The 18,962-nt window shown below is 43.2% G+C and carries 15 protein-coding genes; 9 read left to right on the top strand and 6 right to left on the bottom strand.

The window, feature by feature from the left end; translation table 11 throughout:
• Positions 1-16 precede the first annotated feature (16 nt).
• On the bottom strand, positions 17-802 hold the full coding sequence (locus tag AYJ08_RS08800) for an endonuclease/exonuclease/phosphatase family protein (RefSeq protein ID WP_064017402.1): 786 nt from the start codon (positions 800-802) through the stop codon (positions 17-19).
• A gap of 1 nt (position 803) precedes the next feature.
• Positions 804-2,438: a PTS transporter subunit IIBC gene (locus AYJ08_RS08795; protein ID WP_369799674.1), complete on the bottom strand. Its 1,635-nt coding sequence runs from the start codon at positions 2,436-2,438 to the stop codon at positions 804-806.
• Positions 2,439-2,791: 353 nt separating this feature from the next.
• Between AYJ08_RS08795 and AYJ08_RS08790 the strand changes: the two genes are divergently transcribed.
• Together AYJ08_RS08790 and AYJ08_RS08785 are read left to right on the top strand one after the other, a co-directional pair.
• Entirely contained in the window at positions 2,792-5,155 is a 2,364-nt protein-coding gene (locus tag AYJ08_RS08790; RefSeq protein ID WP_064017400.1) for a glycoside hydrolase family 31 protein, read from the top strand.
• Between the two features lie 85 nt (positions 5,156-5,240).
• Positions 5,241-6,296, top strand: a complete 1,056-nt coding sequence (locus AYJ08_RS08785) for a LacI family DNA-binding transcriptional regulator (protein ID WP_064017399.1) — start codon at positions 5,241-5,243, stop codon at positions 6,294-6,296.
• A gap of 53 nt (positions 6,297-6,349) precedes the next feature.
• On the opposite strand, the gene AYJ08_RS08780 is transcribed toward AYJ08_RS08785, so the two are convergent.
• The 4 genes from AYJ08_RS08780 to AYJ08_RS08765 all read right to left on the bottom strand — a co-directional run bounded on the left by AYJ08_RS08780 (position 6,350) and on the right by AYJ08_RS08765 (position 12,478).
• Positions 6,350-8,128: an acyl-CoA dehydrogenase family protein gene (locus tag AYJ08_RS08780; RefSeq protein WP_064017398.1), complete on the bottom strand. Its 1,779-nt coding sequence runs from the start codon at positions 8,126-8,128 to the stop codon at positions 6,350-6,352.
• Between the two features lie 63 nt (positions 8,129-8,191).
• Positions 8,192-9,370, bottom strand: coding sequence for an acetyl-CoA C-acetyltransferase (locus AYJ08_RS08775; protein ID WP_064017397.1), 1,179 nt, complete (start codon positions 9,368-9,370; stop codon positions 8,192-8,194).
• 30 nt (positions 9,371-9,400) lie between these two features.
• Positions 9,401-11,809 (bottom strand): 3-hydroxyacyl-CoA dehydrogenase/enoyl-CoA hydratase family protein, encoded by a 2,409-nt coding sequence (locus tag AYJ08_RS08770; protein WP_064017396.1) that lies wholly within the window; start codon positions 11,807-11,809, stop codon positions 9,401-9,403.
• Positions 11,810-12,064: 255 nt separating this feature from the next.
• Positions 12,065-12,478 (bottom strand): hypothetical protein, encoded by a 414-nt coding sequence (locus tag AYJ08_RS08765; RefSeq protein WP_064017395.1) that lies wholly within the window; start codon positions 12,476-12,478, stop codon positions 12,065-12,067.
• A 246-nt stretch (positions 12,479-12,724) separates the two neighbouring features.
• Between AYJ08_RS08765 and AYJ08_RS08760 the strand changes: the two genes are divergently transcribed.
• The 7 genes from AYJ08_RS08760 (at position 12,725) to AYJ08_RS08730 (ending at position 18,954) form a co-directional block, all read left to right on the top strand.
• Positions 12,725-13,462: a hypothetical protein gene (locus AYJ08_RS08760; protein WP_064017394.1), complete on the top strand. Its 738-nt coding sequence runs from the start codon at positions 12,725-12,727 to the stop codon at positions 13,460-13,462.
• Between the two features lie 382 nt (positions 13,463-13,844).
• Entirely contained in the window at positions 13,845-14,996 is a 1,152-nt protein-coding gene (gene proB / locus AYJ08_RS08755) for a glutamate 5-kinase (protein WP_064017414.1), read from the top strand.
• 22 nt (positions 14,997-15,018) lie between these two features.
• The gene (locus AYJ08_RS08750) at positions 15,019-16,320 is read left to right on the top strand and encodes a glutamate-5-semialdehyde dehydrogenase (RefSeq protein WP_064017393.1); all 1,302 of its coding nucleotides are present in this window, start codon (positions 15,019-15,021) and stop codon (positions 16,318-16,320) included.
• Between the two features lie 28 nt (positions 16,321-16,348).
• Positions 16,349-17,197 (top strand): pyrroline-5-carboxylate reductase, encoded by an 849-nt coding sequence (gene proC, locus AYJ08_RS08745; RefSeq protein ID WP_064017392.1) that lies wholly within the window; start codon positions 16,349-16,351, stop codon positions 17,195-17,197.
• A 120-nt stretch (positions 17,198-17,317) separates the two neighbouring features.
• Positions 17,318-18,145 carry a nucleoside/nucleotide kinase family protein gene (locus tag AYJ08_RS08740; RefSeq protein WP_064017391.1) on the top strand — a complete coding sequence of 276 codons (828 nt, stop codon included), beginning with the start codon at positions 17,318-17,320 and terminating at the stop codon, positions 18,143-18,145.
• A 157-nt stretch (positions 18,146-18,302) separates the two neighbouring features.
• On the top strand, positions 18,303-18,593 hold the full coding sequence (locus AYJ08_RS08735; RefSeq protein WP_031411610.1) for a hypothetical protein: 291 nt from the start codon (positions 18,303-18,305) through the stop codon (positions 18,591-18,593).
• 28 nt (positions 18,594-18,621) lie between these two features.
• Positions 18,622-18,954 (top strand): spore coat protein, encoded by a 333-nt coding sequence (locus AYJ08_RS08730; protein ID WP_031411611.1) that lies wholly within the window; start codon positions 18,622-18,624, stop codon positions 18,952-18,954.
• Positions 18,955-18,962 lie beyond the last annotated feature (8 nt).

Here is an 18,962-nt window from a genome sequence, read left to right as displayed (position 1 = left end):
ATCTTGGTTTTTGGCATCAAATCATGACGTCTACTCCAAAATGATCAGAAATGACTGGCCTATTGGTTCCGTTAAAAATGACTTTTGATTCCTGGACAGAGACAGGCTGATTAACCCAGATATAATCGATCCGCAAGCCTTCCTGATTCCGATCCCATCCGGCTATCTTTCCTTGAACTGTGCTGCCCTCATCTTGAACCTTTGCAAGTAGAAACGTATCGTACCAGCCCTGCCCTTTTACCATGTCATAGCCTTCCCCTCTCACTTTGGCATGATTATTAAAATCTCCCATCAAGAAGGTACGTTCATTTTTATCCGTCCTCTTTATTAAACGTTCGAACTGAGCATGAAAGGGCTCCTCTTCATCCTCCCACCATCCGAAATGACAGGAAAAGAATGAGATGCACTTCTGATGATACTCCACAGTCGCTTTGATAACCTTGCGGGTTTTCCAATAGGACGTATCTGTATGCTTGGATACATAAAATGCGTCTTGCTTTATAATGGGGAGGTTGGTTAGTAAAGCTACCCCTTCTTCGTATATCTCATAGCCGATATGGCAAAACTCCCAGACCATCCGATAATCGTCTAGCCCACGCTTCTGAAGCTCTTGTAATAACAGATAAGCATAGTTATCTGCCTTAATGTGATCCTTTATCACGACAGCATCAATCGATTGGCTAACCTCTTGCAAAGCTATAACATCGTACGCATGCTCTGCTATAGCATCCGCTAATTCCTCTAGCTTTTTTTGCTGATTAGATTCCTGCCACGAATGACAGTTCAGTGTTAATAATCTCATATTAGACTCCTAAGTGATCCTGAACGCTTGATTTAATCACATCTGCCTTCGGACCGTACACAACCTGAACTCCCTTGTCTTTTAAAATCAGTCCGAGCGAGCCTGTCTTTTTCCACTCTGATTCTTTAGCGACATCTTCTATATTTTTAACGGTTACTCGCAGACGAGTCATACAAGCATCCACATCTACTATATTATTCTGTCCTCCTAATAACTGAACAATCGTTTCGGCAACACCAGTAGTAGTTTTCTTCAATTGCTCTTGTTTTGTAGAGGGTTCTTCCTCATCTGTATAATTTCCAGCGCGGCCTGGAGTAGGGAAGTTAAACTTTTTGATCAAAAAATGAAAGACAGTGAAATTTAATCCAAAGAAGACGAGGCATGTTATGGCAAAGTTGATGATATCCTGTATCATTCCTGCCCGTATCGCCATTGGTGTTCGTGTTAACAGCTCGATAAATCCAAAGGAATGTAGGCGTAGGTGAATAAAATCAGCCATCGCAAAGCTAAGTCCAGTCAAAATCGAGTAAACCACATACAAAAGCGGTGCAGCGAACATGAACATAAATTCAATCGGTTCTGTTACCCCTGTCAAAAATACCGCCAAAGCAGCAGAGAAAAACATGGATTTATATTTTGGTCGTTTTTCGATGTCCACATGACGATACATAGCTAACGCGATACCAAGCAATGACGCTGTTGACAAAATCATCTGACCTACTTTAAAACGAGCTGGCGTTACACTATTTAGCAATTGCTGATAAGCAGCCGTATCACCTTGAGAAAGCAGGTTGTTCAAATCAGCAACCCAAGCCAGCCACAATGGATCTTGACCCGCTACGACCTGACCTGCACTGGTACCAGTAAGCAATGTGTATGTACCGCCAAGCTGGGTATAATTAATGGGAACAGTCAGCATATGATGCAATCCAAATGGTAACAATAAACGCTCTAGCATCCCAAAGATAAAGGGAGCAATGACAGGCGCTGAATCTTTAGAAGAAGCAATCCACTTTCCGAAATCATTCAAAATTCCCTGAATAGACGGCCAAATAGAAGACAAAATGATAGCGGTTACAGCCGACCAAAAAATAACGACAAACGGAACAAATCGCTTCCCATTAAAGAAAGCTAACGATGCCGGAAGTTTATTGTAATCATAGTACTTATTAAAGATAACGGCCCCTAGGAAACCAGAAATAATGCCAATAAAAACACCCATGTTAAGAGCAGGGGCCCCTAAAAATGAAATAAAATAATCTTTCACTACTAACTCTTTCCCAAATAAGGAGGAGACCGTAGCGTCAGGGCTTGATAGCATATCCCCGCTTACTCCAAAAATTGCACCCGTAATCCGATTGATTAAGATAAAAGCAATCAGTGCAGCAAATGCGCCGCCTGCCCTCTCCTTAGCCCATGAGCCACCAATGGCAACTGCAAACAAAATATGAAGATTACCGATGATAGCCCAGCCTATTTCTTCCATCACGTGGGCAAATCTGACTACAAAGGTTACATCTCCACCTGCCATCGCAATCAGCTTGGCTAGAGAAATCATAATCCCCGCAGCAGGCATGACAGCAACTACCACTAAAAGTGCTTTCCCAAGCTTTTGCCAGAAATCAAAAGATGCCATGTTTCTCACTGTGACTCCCCCCTGAATACGTATATCATTTATTTTATCAACTCAATGAAATCGTTTGCGCAAAATCATTGTAATAAAAACGCTTTCATAAAACAAGACAAATTTTATAATAGTTTCTCTTTTTACCTCAAAAATAAAATCGCCTATGATTCTTAACCAAAACGCGTTTAATACAACCATTTACCCCTCATAAACCAAATGAAAGGCAGTTCCTTTAAGAAAGTAACAATAAAATACTCGAAAATACCTTGCGCAATCGGTTGCACAATTAATTGATTGAAAATATAATGATTGTGAGATTCTTTCAAACATGCGGTCAACCAAAGAACAAAGGAGGTTTTTATATGCAAGATACCAGTTTTGCCATTCATCCTGGAAATGAACAAGCAAGCAATTCGAATCACTACTATGACATTGGTGCCTTATTAGACTATGAAAAAACTGACCTTTTCCACTTTCGCTGTGAGCGCGGTTGGGTTAGTCTTTCCTTCTATGCAGATGATATTGTACGGATAACTATGAAACCGCTATCAAAACCGACCTTAGAAAGCAGCTTTGCCCTCATAAAAGCTCCTCAGGATGTCAATGCAATCTGTGAGGACCATGATCAGTATCTACTGATTAAATCAGCCGGGCTTCACCTAAAAATCAACAAAAATCCTTTTCGTATTTCCGCCTATGATCCTCTGGGACGACTGCTTGTAGCAGAGGGTGAGCGAGGAATGGCCTTTACACAAAAACAAGAACTTATTTGTTTTAAAGAAATGGATGCCGCCGACCATTTTTACGGATTTGGCGAAAAAACCGGCTTTCTTGATAAACGCGGGGAAAAAATGACGATGTGGAATACAGACGTTTTTGCTCCGCATAATCCAGAGACTGATGCTCTCTATGAATCAATTCCGTACTTCATGACGATTCGAAATGGTTTTGCACATGGAATCTTTTTTGATAACACGTATCGCAGCGTTTTTGATCTGAAATCTAGTCAAACCAGCTATTCCTTCGGGGCAGAAGGCGGCGAATTAGATTATTACATTCTGGCAGGGCCTACTCCAAAGGATGTTATTGCTCAATACACGACATTAACAGGCCGCATGGACATTCCCCCTAAATGGGCGCTTGGCTATCATCAATCACGTTACAGTTATAAAAACGAGCAGGAAGTCCGTGAACTGGTAAGAAACTTTAAGAACAAAGAAATTCCAGTCGATGCGATCTACTTGGATATTCATTACATGGACGGATACCGTGTATTTACTTTTGACTATGATCGGTTCCCGCATGCCCATTCGCTGATTCAAGAATTAAAAGCAGAAGGAATCAACATCGTTCCCATTGTTGATCCAGGTGTCAAGCAAGATGCGGAGTACCCTATCTATCAAGAGGGGGTACGGGAAAATCACTTTTGCAAATATCTGGAAGGGAATATATATGTAGGGGAAGTATGGCCAGGAATCAGTGCCTTCCCTGACTTTTCCAATACGAATGTACGGAAATGGTGGGGACAGAAGCAAAAATTCTATACTGACATGGGCATTGAAGGTATCTGGAATGATATGAATGAGCCTGCTGTTTTCAATGAAACCAAGACTATGGATTTATCAGTCATACATGAAAATGACGGAAATCCAAAAACTCACCGCGAATTACACAATATCTATGGTCTCCTAATGGGCGAAGCGACTTATACAGGCTTAAAAGAACAGTTATCTGGAAAGCGTCCGTTTGTACTGACCAGAGCTGGATACGCTGGTGTACAGCGTTATGCCGCTGTCTGGACAGGAGATAATCGAAGCTTCTGGGAGCATATGCAAATGGCGATACCAATGTGCATGAATCTTGGGTTATCTGGAGTGCCATTTACCGGACCTGATGTTGGAGGCTTTGCACATGATACTACAGGGGAATTGCTGACACGCTGGACACAGCTCGGAACTTTTACCCCCTATTTCCGAAACCACAGCAATCTTGGTACAGTGGCCCAAGAGCCATGGGCGTTTGGAGAAGAAGTGGAAATGATCACGAAGAAATATATTGAACTACGTTATAAATGGCTTCCGCACCTATACACGTTGTTCCGTGAAGCACATCAGACAGGTCTTCCTGTAATGCGACCGCTTGTCCTGGAATATCCAAACGATCCACATACATCCAATCTGTTCGATCAGTTCTTGATTGGTGAGAATGTTTTAATCGCTCCAATCACTAGACCATCAACGTACCATCGCGTTGTTTATCTGCCAGAAGGCACCTGGTATGATTACTGGACAGACACTAAATTCGATGGCGGCAAGCATATCATGGTTTCTGCCCCTCTCGATACCCTACCGATTTTTGTGAAGGAAGGGGCAATTATTCCGGAGGCAACAGCTAAATTATCCACTAAGGTTCCTGACGGGCAAATCATGATTCATATCTATCCAAGCCAGCAACAAACAGAGTATATCTTGTATGAAGATGACGGAAGCACTTTCTCCTATCAAAATAATCAATATCTAGAGAGAAAAATTACTTGTCACCACGATGAAAATCAAGTAGAAATAAACATAGAGGACATTTACACAGGCTACTCTCCTTCTTGGAAATCTATGATTGTCCACATTCACGGAGTAGATACGATGAAAACCATCTATGTAAATGGTCAAGAAATGACAGGCTCTTATTTGAAGGATAAGCAGATCTTCACATTTGAACTAAACCAATAATTATGCAAACAGTTGGGGGCACCTCCCTGACTGTTTTTTCATGAGAGATCATAATGAACAATGAAGTGGAAAGGGATGGTAACGCATGGGGGTAACAATTAAAGATGTAGCAAAGGCAGCAAATGTAGCACCATCTACAGTCTCTCGTGTCGTTGCCAACCATCCTCGCATTAGCGAAAAAACGAAGCAGCGTGTCCGAGAAGCCATGGAACAACTCGGCTATCATCCTAACTATCAGGCTCGGAGTCTTGCTAGCAAATCCTCACAAACCATTGGGCTGGTAATGCCTGATTCAACGGATCGGATCTTCCAAAATCCTTTCTTTCCTGAAGTGATCCGAGGTATCAGCAAAATTGCTCATAGCCGCGAATACGCTATCTGTATGTCCACCGGAGAAACTGAAGCTGAATTGTATGATGGCGTTGTGAGAATGGTTCAAGGTGGTCGAGTAGATGGATTGATTCTGCTTTATTCCAAAATTAACGATCGCGTCACCAATTATCTAAAAGAACGAGATTTTCCCTTTGTAATGGTAGGAAAACCACATACGGACATGGATGCCATTAATCATGTCGATAACGACAATTATTCAGCAGCGAAGGAAATCACCGAGTACCTCATCAAAAAGGGGCATGAACGAATCGCGTTTGTTGGTGGTTCACCTGACATGGTGGTAACCATTGACCGTTTAGAAGGCTATAAACAAGCCATCACCCAAGCTTCCCTCACCCTGCATGACGAATATATTGTTCGAGAAAAAGTCCTACGTGAAGGCGGTGAGGAAGCCGCAATTGAACTAATGAATTTGCCTAACAGACCGACTGCCCTGATCGTGACGGATGACATGATGGCCTTGGGGATTTTACGAGTCCTAAACGAGATAGGGGTTAACGTGCCTCAAGATGTGTCTCTTATTAGTTTTAATAACGCTCTGATCACGGAAATTTCTCAGCCGCCGCTCACCTCAGTGGATATTCAAATCTTTCAACTGGGATATCAGGCTGGAAAATGCTTGATTGAGAAGCTTGAACAACCTGATGAACCTACCAAGCGCATTATTATCCCTTTCAAATTGGTCGAGCGAAATTCTTGCGATAACTATCGACCCTCCACCCAAAAGCATGTAAAAAAGAAAAAGTAAAAAAAGGTTGCCGACTTCCTTGGCAACCTTTTTTAGGCTCAAGCTATATGTTTTTATACTGCGTAGCCATTCTTCTCTAATACGTGAGCCGCGATTTGGCGTTTCAAGCCAATGCTGTTGATTGGGTCACGACGTGTCAATTTTTTGAGAATAGATAAGCGTAAACGAAGGTCGTCTCCCTCTTCCATTCCCGCTAACGCTTCCTTCGCTCCTTGCTCGATACGATCGAAAGCCTCATGCACAAACACTGTTGTCAGCTTCAGCTTGTGCTGTTCTTTGTCTGCTCCATTTTTTGCGATTGCTTTTTCTGTGCGCTTCACGGCACTGTCCATAGCATATAGCTCAATTAGCATGTCAGCCGCAATCGCTAGTAGCTCTTGCTCTTGATCCAATTGTTTTTGGTACTTCATCAAAGCTGAGCCTGCAACCATTAAAATGATTTTGCGTGTCATCTCCAGCAGATGCTTTTCAACAGCCAAAGGAGCTTCTTCTAGCTCACTAGGATAGTAGCTCATCAGCTCCTCCTGTAAGCCTGATGCTGCCTGCAACAAAGGCAATTCGCCTTTCATTGCTTTTTTAACCAATGTACCCGGAATTAATAAGCGGTTAATTTCATTGGTACCTTCAAAAATACGATTAATGCGAGAGTCACGATACATATTCTCGATTTCATACTCGGACATAAATCCATATCCACCATGGATTTGCACGCCTTCATCCACACAGAAATCCAATACCTCGGAACTAAACACCTTGTTGATCGAGCATTCGATCGCATAATCAGCAATTGCCTTTGCTACCTCACGGCCATCATTTGCTTTTTCTCCCAAGCTTGACAGGGAGGAATCAAACATACCTACTGTGCGGTATACGGAGCTTTCAGACGCATATACTTTCGCTGCCATAGAAGCTAATTTATTTTGAATAAGTGGGAAGTTGGCAATTGGCGTTTTAAATTGTTTACGTTCTTTTGCATATTCTGTCGCGATATCTAATGCACGTTTTGCAGAACCAACTGTACCTACCGCTAGTTTATAACGACCAACGTTTAAAATATTAAACGCGATGACGTGACCTTTGCCCTGCTCACCCAATAGGTTTTCGACCGGTACCTTAGCATCCTCAAAAATAACGGTGCGTGTTGAGGAGCCTTTTATCCCCATTTTTTTCTCTTCCGGTCCAAATGATACGCCAGGGAAATCACGTTCTACAATAAACGCTGTAAAATGCTCACCATCGATTTTGGCATAGACTACAAATACATCAGCAAATCCAGCATTGGTGATCCATTGCTTTTCCCCATTTAACAGGTAATGCGTGCCATCCTCAGACAGACGCGCTGTTGCCTTAGCACCCAATGCATCCGAACCAGAACCCGGCTCTGTTAAGCAATAGGCCGCTAGACGACGACCCGATGCCAAATCAGGCAGGTACCGACGTTTTTGGTCATCGTTACCAAAGTATACGATTGGCAAGGAACCAATCCCTACATGAGCACCATGGCTTAGGCCAAAGCTACGTGCACGTGCCATTTTTTCTGTAATTAACGCAGAGCTCATTTTATCAAGTCCAAGCCCCTCATACTCTTCCGGAACATCTGCACCTAACAGCCCTAATTCTCCTGCTTCCTTTAACAGGCGAACCGAATGATCAAAATGATGTTGTTCAATCTCCTCCAAGTGAGGTAAAACTTCGTTAACCACAAATTCTTCTGTGGTTTTCGCAATCATTTTTTGTTCTTCTGTATAATCCTCCGGTGTAAATACATCTTCTGCTAAACCTGCTTCGATCAAAAAGCTTCCACCGCGTACAATTTCTTTTACATCTGCCATGTTTCATTTCTCCTTTCCATATTTAACGATCAAGCTATTCATGCTTCGGACGATTACAATTTTTTACAAAACCTCAAACACCCCAGCAGCTCCCATACCGCCACCGATACACATTGTTACAACACCATATTTTGACTGACGTCTCTTCATCTCGTTAAGCAGAGATACCGTTAATTTGGCACCTGTGCATCCTAATGGATGTCCTAATGCGATTGCACCACCGTTAACATTCACCTTCTCAGCATCAATGCCCAGCTCACGAATAACAGCTAAGGATTGCGAGGCAAATGCTTCGTTTAACTCAAACAAATCTACATCCTGAAGGCTAAGTCCAGCCTGCTTCAGGGCCTTTGGAACAGCAACAACTGGACCAATTCCCATTACATCAGGATCAACACCACCTACTGCAAAGGAGTGGAACTTCGCGATTGGCTTAATGCCCAATTCGTCTGCTTTTTCTCTAGACATCACGAGAACGGCGGCTGCGCCATCGCTAGTTTGAGACGAGTTACCCGCTGTAACGCTACCTTTTACATGAAAGACTGGTCGTAATTTTCCTAAGGTTTCAACATTTGTATCAATGCGTACACCTTCATCCGTATCAAACACAAATTCTTTCTCATGGCGTTTACCGTTCTCATCCACATATACCTGCTTCACTGGCACTGGGACGATCTCATCTTTAAGCTTGCCAGCCGCAATCGCCTCCGCCGCACGTTGATGGCTTCTTACCGCAAACTGGTCCTGATCCTCACGACTAATGCCATAGCGCTGTGCTACTCTCTCTGCCGTATGTCCCATGCCCATGTATGCTTCTGGCATCGTTTCCACCAAGGTTGGGTTCAAAGCTACCTTATTCCCCACCATCGGTACAAGACTCATGCTTTCCACACCACCTGCAATGATGACATCAGCACCACCGCACATGATTTGTTGGGCCGCATAAGCAATACTTTGTAAACCAGATGAACAAAAACGATTTATCGTAATCCCTGATACATTGGTCGGCAATCCAGCTCGAAGACCGATTAAACGAGCCATATTGGTTCCTTGCTCCGCTTCTGGCACTGCATTTCCAATAATTATATCCTCAATCAACGCCGGATCCAGATTCGGAACACGGCGAAGCAAATCCTCTACAACATATGCGCCCAGATCAACTGGATGAACATCCTTTAATGAGCCGCGCTTTGACTTACCTACAGCCGTACGTGCCCCAGCCACGATGACTACTTCTCTCATGCTTTCTCCTCCTTCTTTTCCGACGCTTGTTTAGTTACGCAACGGTTTTCCCTTAGCAAGCATATGCTGCATGCGCTGTTGGGTCTTTTTTGTTTTGATTAATTCAAGGAAGCCTTGGCGCTCAAGTTCAAGAATATACGTTTCGTTAACCTGTGTGCCTGCTGGGACATCTCCCCCAGACATGATATAAGCGATTTTCGTTGCAATGAGTTCATCATGCTCACTGATCATGCCGCTTTCACGCAATCCATAGATATTTTGGCGTAATGAGGCAAATCCTGTTGTTCCGATAGCTGGAATCCAGCGTTCAACAGGAGCTGTATATCCGCGTTTATCAAGCTCTAGCACCGCTTGTTTAGCATCATATAACAGATGATCCTGATTGATTGAAACGCGATCGGTTGGGCGCATATACCCTAATTTAATTGCTTCCTTACCGCTGGTGGATACTTTCGCCATGGCAATGGTTTCAAATGCTCGTGCTACAAATGGGAAGGCATCGACAGGAGTAGGAGTTCCGCTTGGGATGTTTTCCATCGCTCTAAAGAGCATTTCTTTGGTACCACACGCTCCAGGCAATACACCAACGCCTACTTCTACAAAGCCCAGATAGGTTTCCGCCGCTAATTGCACCTGATCAGCCATATAACAAATCTCTACTCCGCCACCAAGCGTCATTCCGAACGGCGCAGCTACTACCGGGCGAGGCATTGTACGTATTCGGTTAACGGTGTTGTGGAATTTCTTAGCCAGCATATCTAGCTCAAACCAGTTTTCGTCCTGTGCCTCCATTAATGCCATCGCTAGGTTTAGTCCGACACAGAAGTTCTTACCTTGGTTTCCGATTACCATACCGGTAAAGTTTTTCTCTACTTCATCTGCTGCTTTATTGAACATTTGCAAAATATCTACGCCTAGTGCATTATGCGGGGTGGTAAATTCAAAGCAAGCAACCCCATCGCCTAAATCAATTAAGGACGCACCTGCATTTTTGACAACCACCTTGCCCTGTTCTTTTAGAGCGGCTAGATTAATGACTTCTTTTTTCTCTTCTAGTTCTCTAAAGGCTCCGCCGATATGAAAAGCAGCAACCTTTCCTTCCGCTTTTTCATAGAATGAGGTTTTTCCACTAGCCAATAGCTCCTCTACCAAAGCTGGAATTGTTTCGCCCTCTTCTCTCATGCGAGCTACTGATTTCTCAAGACCTATGGCATCCCAGGTTTCGAAGGGGCCTAGCTCCCAACCAAAACCCCATCTCATTGCTTTATCTACTGAAACAATGTCATCTGCAATCTCTGGTACTTTTGCGGCTGCATACAGCATTGTCTTTTTCAATACGTTCCATAAAAATTCACTGCCTTTATCTTTTCCATACACAATTGCCTGCAATTTTTGTGGCAATGTTTTGGCTTGCTTAGCAGCCTCCAATGAAGCAAACTTCGCTTTTACCCTTGGCTTATATTCCAACGTCTTCGTATCCAAGACTAAGATCTCTTTTCCTGCTGCTGTTTTCTCCTGCTTAAAGAAGCCCTGACCTGCTTTTTGGCCTAACCAGCGATTTTCCACCATCTTGGTAAGGATCTCAGGAATTTCAAACATGGCTTTTTCAGCTTCGTCTGTAGCTTTATCGCGAACATTTTTTGCAACGTGCACATACGTATCCAAACCCACTACGTCCAAGGTTCGGAACGTCGCACTTTTTGGACGACCAATTACTGGACCTGTAAGAGCATCTACTTCATCTGCTCCTAGCTCAAGACGCAGCATTTCCTGAATGGACACTTGCAGACCATATGTACCTACGCGGTTGGCGATAAAGTTAGGTGTATCTTTACAAAGAACAGTTCCTTTTCCGAGTACAAATTCTCCAAAATGCATCATAAATTCAACTAAGGCTGGATCAGTATGCTCACCTGGGATAATTTCTAAGAGCTTTAAGTAACGAGGGGGATTAAAAAAGTGAGTTCCCAGGAAGGATTTTTTGAACTCTTCTGAACAATCCTGACACATTTCATTGATGGAAACACCCGAGGTATTAGAGGACACAATCGCGCCAGGTTTGCGATAAGCTTCTATTTTAGCAAAGACCTGCTTTTTCACATCTACATTCTCGACAACAACCTCGATGATCCAATCCACTTCTCTTAGTTTGTCTAGATCATCCTCCAAATTGCCTACTGTGATGAGGGAGATGGAATCTTTATCATACAGAGGCGCCGGCTTTTCTTTTAGCAGTCGATCACGACCCGCTTGTGCAATACGATTACGAACGGCTGGATGATCCAGCGTCAATCCCTTTTTGCTCTCTTCCTCCGTCAGTTCACGCGGTACGATATCCAGCAGATAAGTAGGGATACCTACGTTAGCCAAATGGGCTGCAATACCAGCTCCCATGACCCCTGATCCCAAGACCGCAGCTTTGTTAATTTTGCGTTCCATGAAGTCTCCTCCTTCATATGCCTGTATCATGGCTTGATTTTAGCAGGTAGGCAGATTTGGTGTCGTTTTGCGTCTTGAATGAATGCTCATTCATTATCTGCCTATAAAAACATTCCACAAAAATCGCCTTATTTTTTCGATTCTGTGGAATGTTGACATTTACTACCAAAAAAGTCCTTGTTCAGATTCATTGTAAACCAAATAACCATACCTTGCAATCCTATTTTCTGAATTTCATCACTATTTGGTTAGATTCTATAATGATGTAAAGGATTCATCGCGCAGCATAGTTAATTCGCCCATAAAGAAAGCTAACTCCTCTGTTTCTTCCAGCTTGCCAGCCTCTTGAAGCATTTCAAAACGACGGAGCATCATATTTGCGAAATCTTGAATTTGAATAGGTGTCGAATCAGGGTCTACAGTGTCATGTATGTTAATGCTTTCTACCCCTTCATAATGCGTAATAATCTTAAAATCACCAAGCTCACCTAGATATTCTGTTGAATTGTATTTCGATTTCTCCAGTTTCATAATCATACTCATAATATCAGCGGCCTGAGAGCTGTGAAAAGCGACTTGGAAAAAGTCACGGCCTCTGCCATCTTTTGTTTTTACAAGCAATACGTCATACGTCATTAATTTTCTTTGTTTATTTCCAAATCCGAACATGCGTTATTACCACCTCAAATAAACCGGGGCTTCCCCCTATTTTCGAATGCTTATCCCTTTTATGATAGTGGGAAAACAGCCAACAAACAACCCCTCGTCGTTCTTTTTTCCCTTTTCTCGCTTCAATATTGTCTTATCATAACCATCTCCTCCTTTCTCCATGCCCTTTTTTAGTAAAATCTAACGGGTTTGAAATCGCCTTCCTACTCAAAAGCTAGCAGAAAAGGAGAAACGAGGTGATTTTTTATGCACAAAAATTGGTATATTCCGTTGATAATAGCTCTCCTTATAACTAGTGCAACGGGATGCAAAGGTGGTAAACCTCCAGAGCAATCAAAAAATACCAGTGAAAAGGAACAGAGTCAAAAGGCAGAGAAAACAGTTAAATCACAAGGTGCTACCAATAAATCCAAGGACGATTCTGCTACAACTGCTGAAAAATCAGATCAAATAAAAACAGCCAGTACCAAAAAGGAACAGGCTAAATGGCAAACGACAGCAATGGCTCATATGGAAACAAATCTCAATGATGTGTCGGTATTCTTACAAAAAGCCGAACAGGTCATTAATGATTTAGAATATGCTGCTGCTACCCTTCCTGATGGCAAAGAGATTAAAGAAGATGGACTCATTTATCGACAGCTTCCAAAGCCTTATCATACCAGAGATGGGATTCTCGCTTTCTTTCAGCAGTATTGGAGCAGACCATTAGCTGTTGCCTTGTACGATCATTTGGATACAAAAATCGTTGATGGACATGTTTATTTGTCTACTTCGACAAAACGCTATCCTGTATTTATCTCTACTCAGAATATGAAGATCTCCGTTGAAAATAGCGGTTTGATTGTGGAGGTTTCTGGAATTTCACCTACTGTCGCATCCTCTAACTCGCTTGTGAGGTATCACTTAGGACGGGATCAGGAATCCAAACGGTACGAAATAACAAAACGCTCTGGTATCTATGGACAGGAAAATTTCCAGTAACGTCCCTTGACATTTTCCCGTCCTCCCCATCATAATGATGTAAATAATCATACTTCATCGCTTTGAAGGGAAATAGTAAAGCCCCCTTTCTGCTCCAGAGAACGCGATCCATTGGCTGGAAGATCGCGTGCATGAAACAGCTTGAACCCATCCCAGAGCGGCTAGGGATGACCTAGACAGGATTCTTTCCCCTGTTATCAAGGAAAGCGCTTATCGGCCATTTATGGCTTTCTTAAGTGTAAAGATAGATGTCGATCCATGTAAGGGTTGGTTCGGCATTTAATTAAGGTGGTACCGCGAAAGCAAACCTTTCGTCCTTATGTTTTTCTAAGGATGGAAGGTTTTTTTGTTTGTTAGAGATGAAAAAGGAGAGCAGATCAACATGAATCAGACTGGAAAAATGCGCATTGTGGTGAAAGTAGGAAGCAGTTCCTTAGCAAAAAAGCAAGGCGGCTGCGACCAGCAAAAAATGAGTCTCTTGGTAGATGCCATTGCAGCTCTGCGTGATGAAGGACACGAGGTCGTACTCGTGAGTTCGGGAGCTGTAGCAAGTGGATATTGCCTGCTAGGCTATGAACAACGACCGCGAACCATCGTAGCTAAACAAGCCGCAGCAGCCATCGGACAAAGTATTTTGATGGAGCATTACTCAGCTTTGTTTGCTGCCTATAACTATCATATCGCACAGATTCTGTTGACTCGCAGTGACTTCTCTAATCAGGAACGATACCGTCATGCGTTTCAAACGATGTCCCTACTCCTTTCCCGCAACATCACTCCTATCATTAACGAAAACGATACTGTCTCTGTTGCAGAGTTAACGTTCGGCGATAACGATATGTTAGGTTCATTAGTGGCTGGTATGCTGCATGCTGACATCTACATCATTTTGACTGATACAGATGGTATTTATAATAAAGACCCAAGAAATAATCCTGACGCAAAGCGGTTCGACAAGGTCGCTACCATTACAGATGAAATCAAAGCAGTAGCTGGGGGTTCAGGTTCATCTCTTGGTACTGGAGGAATGCAATCCAAGGTAATTGCTGCTGAAACTGCCTTAAAGGTAGGCACGCGTACCTTTATCGGCCGGTTATCCTCCAAGGATAGTTTATTACATGTCATTAATGGGACAGGAGAAGGAACCTATATTGGAGATTTTGGCGGAATAAATTCGGACACCTCTACTACTCATGCTGCTGAAAAGCGCGAGAGTGTTTCTACACAAAAGCAGTGGATTGCCCTGCATTCCGCTATCGCCGGTCGCTTGCATGTAGATGCTGGGGCCCAAGAAGCAATCCAGCAACGCAAGAGCAGTCTGCTGCCAGCAGGAATTACCAGTGTGGAGGGTGATTTTTCGCAGGGGGATGTTGTTGAAGTTTATGCTCCTACTGGTTTAATTGGTCGAGGTGTCTGCCGCTATGATAGTGAACTGCTGCGCCAAATCATCAGTGAACCGCAGAGGGAAAAACCTTTTACAGAAGCTATTCATCGAGATCAATGGGTGTCTCTGCCTCATCTCATACAAAAATAAGCAAGAAAAAGGAGCGGGAAAAATGAGAGAAGGAAACCAACAAACGAAAGCAGCCTCCAATCAGGTGATTGAACAAGTTACGAAGCAGGCAAAATTAGCTCAAGCAGCCTCACGAAAATTAGCACTTTTGACCAGCGAACAAAAGAACGCTGCATTACGCGCTATAAAAGAACAGCTTTTAGCTGATCAAGCTTATATTTTAGCTGAAAATAAACAGGATGTTGAAAAGGCAATTGAAAGTGGACAGCTTACGAGCTTAATTGATCGCCTTAGTCTAACACCCGAACGAATTACTGCCTTAGCTGATAGCTTAGAGGATTTAGCTGCTCTTGCTGATCCTATTGGCGAAACAACTGCGGAGTGGGTTCAAAAGGACGGCTTGGCTATTCGTTCCGTGCGTGTACCACTAGGGGTAGTTGGTATGATATATGAAGCACGCCCAAATGTTACAGTAGATGCGGCCGCCATTTCACTAAAAACAGGAAATGCTGTTGTACTGCGCGGTAGTGCCTCGACCACTCGTTCTAACCTAGCTTTGGTAAAAAGTATTCAAACCGCCCTTCAAAACCTAGGGCTGCCACATGAAGCGGTTCAGTATCTTGCTACGACCGATCGGGCAGCGGTAGACGTGATGTGCAGCCTCCATGGAATTATCGACGTGATCATCCCGCGTGGAGGAGCATCACTAATCAATCGTGTTGTGAAAAACTCCATTGTGCCTGTTATTGAGACCGGAGTAGGTAATTGCCATATCTTCATTGATCAATCCGCTGATTCGGCTATGGCCCAAGCTATCGTACAAAATGCCAAGCTAAGCCGTCCTGCTGTATGCAATGCTCTTGAGTCCCTACTCATCCATCAAGATTTTGGGCATGATCAATCCGCAGCTCTTTTGACATCCCTGCTAGATGCAGGAGTAGAGCTTCGCGTATGCGAAAAAACAATGGCTTCCCACCCAGAGCTACGCGATCGCTTCGTTTTAGCTACCGAACCGGATTGGCATGCTGAATTTCTAGACACCATTCTTGCTGTTAAAACGGTTACGAATATAGATGAGGCCTTGGAACATATCGCTACTTATGGAACTAAGCACTCGGAATCAATTTTGACTGAGGATCAAACGCAAGCAGAACGCTTCTTGCAAGCCGTAGATGCTGCTGTTGTTTATCATAATGCTTCTACACGTTTTACAGATGGTGGAGAATTTGGCTTTGGAGCTGAAATTGGAATTAGCACACAAAAATTGCATGCTCGTGGTCCTATGGGTCTAACAGCATTGACTTCCATTAAATACCGTGTCTTAGGAAACGGACAAACAAGGTAATCTTTAGTTACGAAAGGAGATCTCTCTCATGAACGATCATCAAGCTAACCAGATATGCCAACAACTTCACGTAGGTTTTATGGGAGCAGGTTCCATCGTAGAAGCCATTGTAAAAGGTATCACAGCTAAACATTTACTACCTGCAAATAGCATCTATGTGACTAATCATTCAGATGATGCTAGGCTCCGTGAGCTACAAGAACAGTACGGAGTGATCCCAACTCGTGATTTATCAACTATGCTTCTACAGTCTCAAGTTATCATTTTGGGAATGAAACCAAAGGACGTCGCCTCAGCATGCCAGACCCTGCGCGAGTACGTAACCCCTGATCATTTGATTATCTCTGTCATCGCCGGAGTCCCTACTTCCTCTATTCAGGAATGGCTTGGCGTCGAATGTCCAATCATTCGTGCGATGCCAAACACATCTTCAGCCGTAGGTTTATCCGCAACTGGAATGGCTGCTGGTAGATATGCGTCTGAGCAGCATTTGGCTATAGCTGAATGTTTATTTCAATCAATCGGTCATGTATGTATCGTTATCGAACAAGAATTAGATATTATCACTGGCTTATCTGGGAGTGGGCCTGCTTATATTTATTATCTTGTGGAAGCCATGGAGGATGCTGGACAAAAGGCAGGTCTTTCCCAAGAGATATCCCGGGAGCTAACCGTACAAACACTGCTTGGCGCCGCTCAGATGTTGATCGCGACCAAGGAAGAGCCAGCGGTCCTGCGTAAAAAAGTAACTAGTCCAGGCGGAACTACACAAGCAGGCCTAGAGGTATTGCAGTCGCACGGCTTTAAACAAGCCATAACAGAAGCGATTCTGCGAGCTACTGAGCGAGCACGAGAGCTAGGGGCGCCTTACCGGTAAAAAAGTCAGGCTCAGACTTCTATTAGCAATCTCAATGTGCTTCTATACGGTACCCCGCTTTTCTCCCTGCGCTTGATTAATCCATGCTATACTGAATAAAAAAGTGGAGGAGGGAAGTTTGTGCAAGTATATGCTCTCTATGGCCCTAGTGGTACAGGTAAAAGCACCAGTGCATTAAGTCTCGCTCACTCACGTCACATTGATGCCATCATTGATGATGGAATTCTTATCTATGAAGGTCGTAAGGTTGCAGGCTACTCAGCTAAATACGAAAAGACAAAAATTCGTGCAGTAAAACGCGCTATCTTTCATTTTTCAGATCATGTGGATGAAGTACAGCGCGTTCTGCACAAGCTTCCTATCGAGAAGATTTTAATTTTAGGCACCTCAAAACGGATGATTGGAAAGATTATCACTGCGCTCGATTTGCCGGAAGTAACGGAATTTATCCCAATAGAAGCGATTAAGCCTGAAAAAGAGATTGAAGCAGCCCGCTATGTTCGTGAAACAATGGGCCAGCACGTAATTCCTATTCCACGCGTAGAAGTGGAGAAGGATTTATTTAAACGGATTGTTGATTCAGCATGGCAAATCTTTGCCTCTAAAAAACACATGGGTGAAACCACTGTTGTTCAGCCGTCCTTTTCCCAAGGCAGGATTCAAATTCATGAACAGGTACTGCGCAAACTGGTACAGCAGGCCTGCTTTCGAAATAGCACTGTCGTGAAAGTGCACAAAGTGGATTATACATTTCAAGCTATGCCTCGGCTTCAGGTAGCATTATCTGTACAAGCAAAGCTTGGAGAAGATTTACGTTCTCAGTTAATTGAGCTACAGCATCAATTGCAGGAAGAGCTAGAATACTACTTATTCATCGCTCCAGCCAGCATCGACTTTGAAATAATCGCTTTGCAATTCATCCAAGCTACAAACGACAACTCAAAGTAAACATGCTCTCTATCAGGCATGAAAATACATACATCATAGCCCTTTCCTAACAGGCCGATTTGGCTTTGGAAAGGGCTTTTTTGTCTCGTATGAAACCTTATGTCCAAACAAAAGCTATCCTTGTAAACTGTCTAAATTTGAAAGGAGGCTTTCCACTTTGCAAACCATCTCTTCTAAGTTAGCTAACGAACAAAATCAACAAATTCCATTCCCGACCCCGCCTACAATCATTACGGGCAAGGATTTATCTTACCTCAAGGATGCCATGTCATGGGAGTTAAACGCCTTTAAGAAGCTTCATTTCTTCGCACAGCAGGTACAGGACCCTCAGATTAAAGATTTGTTAAACAAAACGGGCTACATGCACCAAATGCATTATGAACAACTCTTAACACACCTTACTATCGACAATACAAACGTCACCAAAACGTTGCCACAGATGCAATAATCTCCAGGAAAGGGAGGGAGTCGTCCTCATGCAAAACAAACAAATTGCGAATCCGCAATCCAATCAATTGCCACAGGTCAAAGGCCCTGAAATGAACGATCGCGATTATATCAATGATGCGCTTAGCACCTGCAAATATTTAACTGATAGCTTAAATGATGCGGTACGCGAAGCAAGTCATCAGCAATTACATGAAACCTATATGCAATTATTAACGGAAACTCATCAGTCAGCCCGTGAATTATATAATTGTATGTTTCAAAAGGGCTGGTATAAGCTTGAAGCAGCAGATCAGCAAAAGGTAACACAAGCTCATCAGCAATTTAGCGGATATTCAACTCAATTCCCATATAACCATTAATCAACAAC

The sequence above is a fragment of the Brevibacillus sp. SKDU10 genome (assembly GCF_001645205.1).
GTDB classification, from domain to species: domain Bacteria; phylum Bacillota; class Bacilli; order Brevibacillales; family Brevibacillaceae; genus Brevibacillus_B; species Brevibacillus_B halotolerans.
This window is presented reverse-complemented; position numbering and strand designations above follow the sequence as displayed.

Bases quoted from the DNA above. Each gene is read 5' to 3' on its own strand.
- AYJ08_RS08800 (WP_064017402.1), bottom strand. From the start codon at position 802: ATGAGATTATTAACACTGAACTGTCATTCGTGGCAGGAATCTAATCAG.
- AYJ08_RS08795 (WP_369799674.1), bottom strand. From the start codon at position 2,438: ATGGCATCTTTTGATTTCTGGCAAAAGCTTGGGAAAGCACTTTTAGTG.
- AYJ08_RS08790 (WP_064017400.1), top strand. From the start codon at position 2,792: ATGCAAGATACCAGTTTTGCCATTCATCCTGGAAATGAACAAGCAAGC.
- AYJ08_RS08785 (WP_064017399.1), top strand. From the start codon at position 5,241: ATGGGGGTAACAATTAAAGATGTAGCAAAGGCAGCAAATGTAGCACCA.
- AYJ08_RS08780 (WP_064017398.1), bottom strand. From the start codon at position 8,128: ATGGCAGATGTAAAAGAAATTGTACGCGGTGGAAGCTTTTTGATCGAA.
- AYJ08_RS08775 (WP_064017397.1), bottom strand. From the start codon at position 9,370: ATGAGAGAAGTAGTCATCGTGGCTGGGGCACGTACGGCTGTAGGTAAG.
- AYJ08_RS08770 (WP_064017396.1), bottom strand. From the start codon at position 11,809: ATGGAACGCAAAATTAACAAAGCTGCGGTCTTGGGATCAGGGGTCATG.
- AYJ08_RS08765 (WP_064017395.1), bottom strand. From the start codon at position 12,478: ATGTTCGGATTTGGAAATAAACAAAGAAAATTAATGACGTATGACGTA.
- AYJ08_RS08760 (WP_064017394.1), top strand. From the start codon at position 12,725: ATGCACAAAAATTGGTATATTCCGTTGATAATAGCTCTCCTTATAACT.
- proB (WP_064017414.1), top strand. From the start codon at position 13,845: ATGAATCAGACTGGAAAAATGCGCATTGTGGTGAAAGTAGGAAGCAGT.
- AYJ08_RS08750 (WP_064017393.1), top strand. From the start codon at position 15,019: ATGAGAGAAGGAAACCAACAAACGAAAGCAGCCTCCAATCAGGTGATT.
- proC (WP_064017392.1), top strand. From the start codon at position 16,349: ATGAACGATCATCAAGCTAACCAGATATGCCAACAACTTCACGTAGGT.
- AYJ08_RS08730 (WP_031411611.1), top strand. From the start codon at position 18,622: ATGCAAAACAAACAAATTGCGAATCCGCAATCCAATCAATTGCCACAG.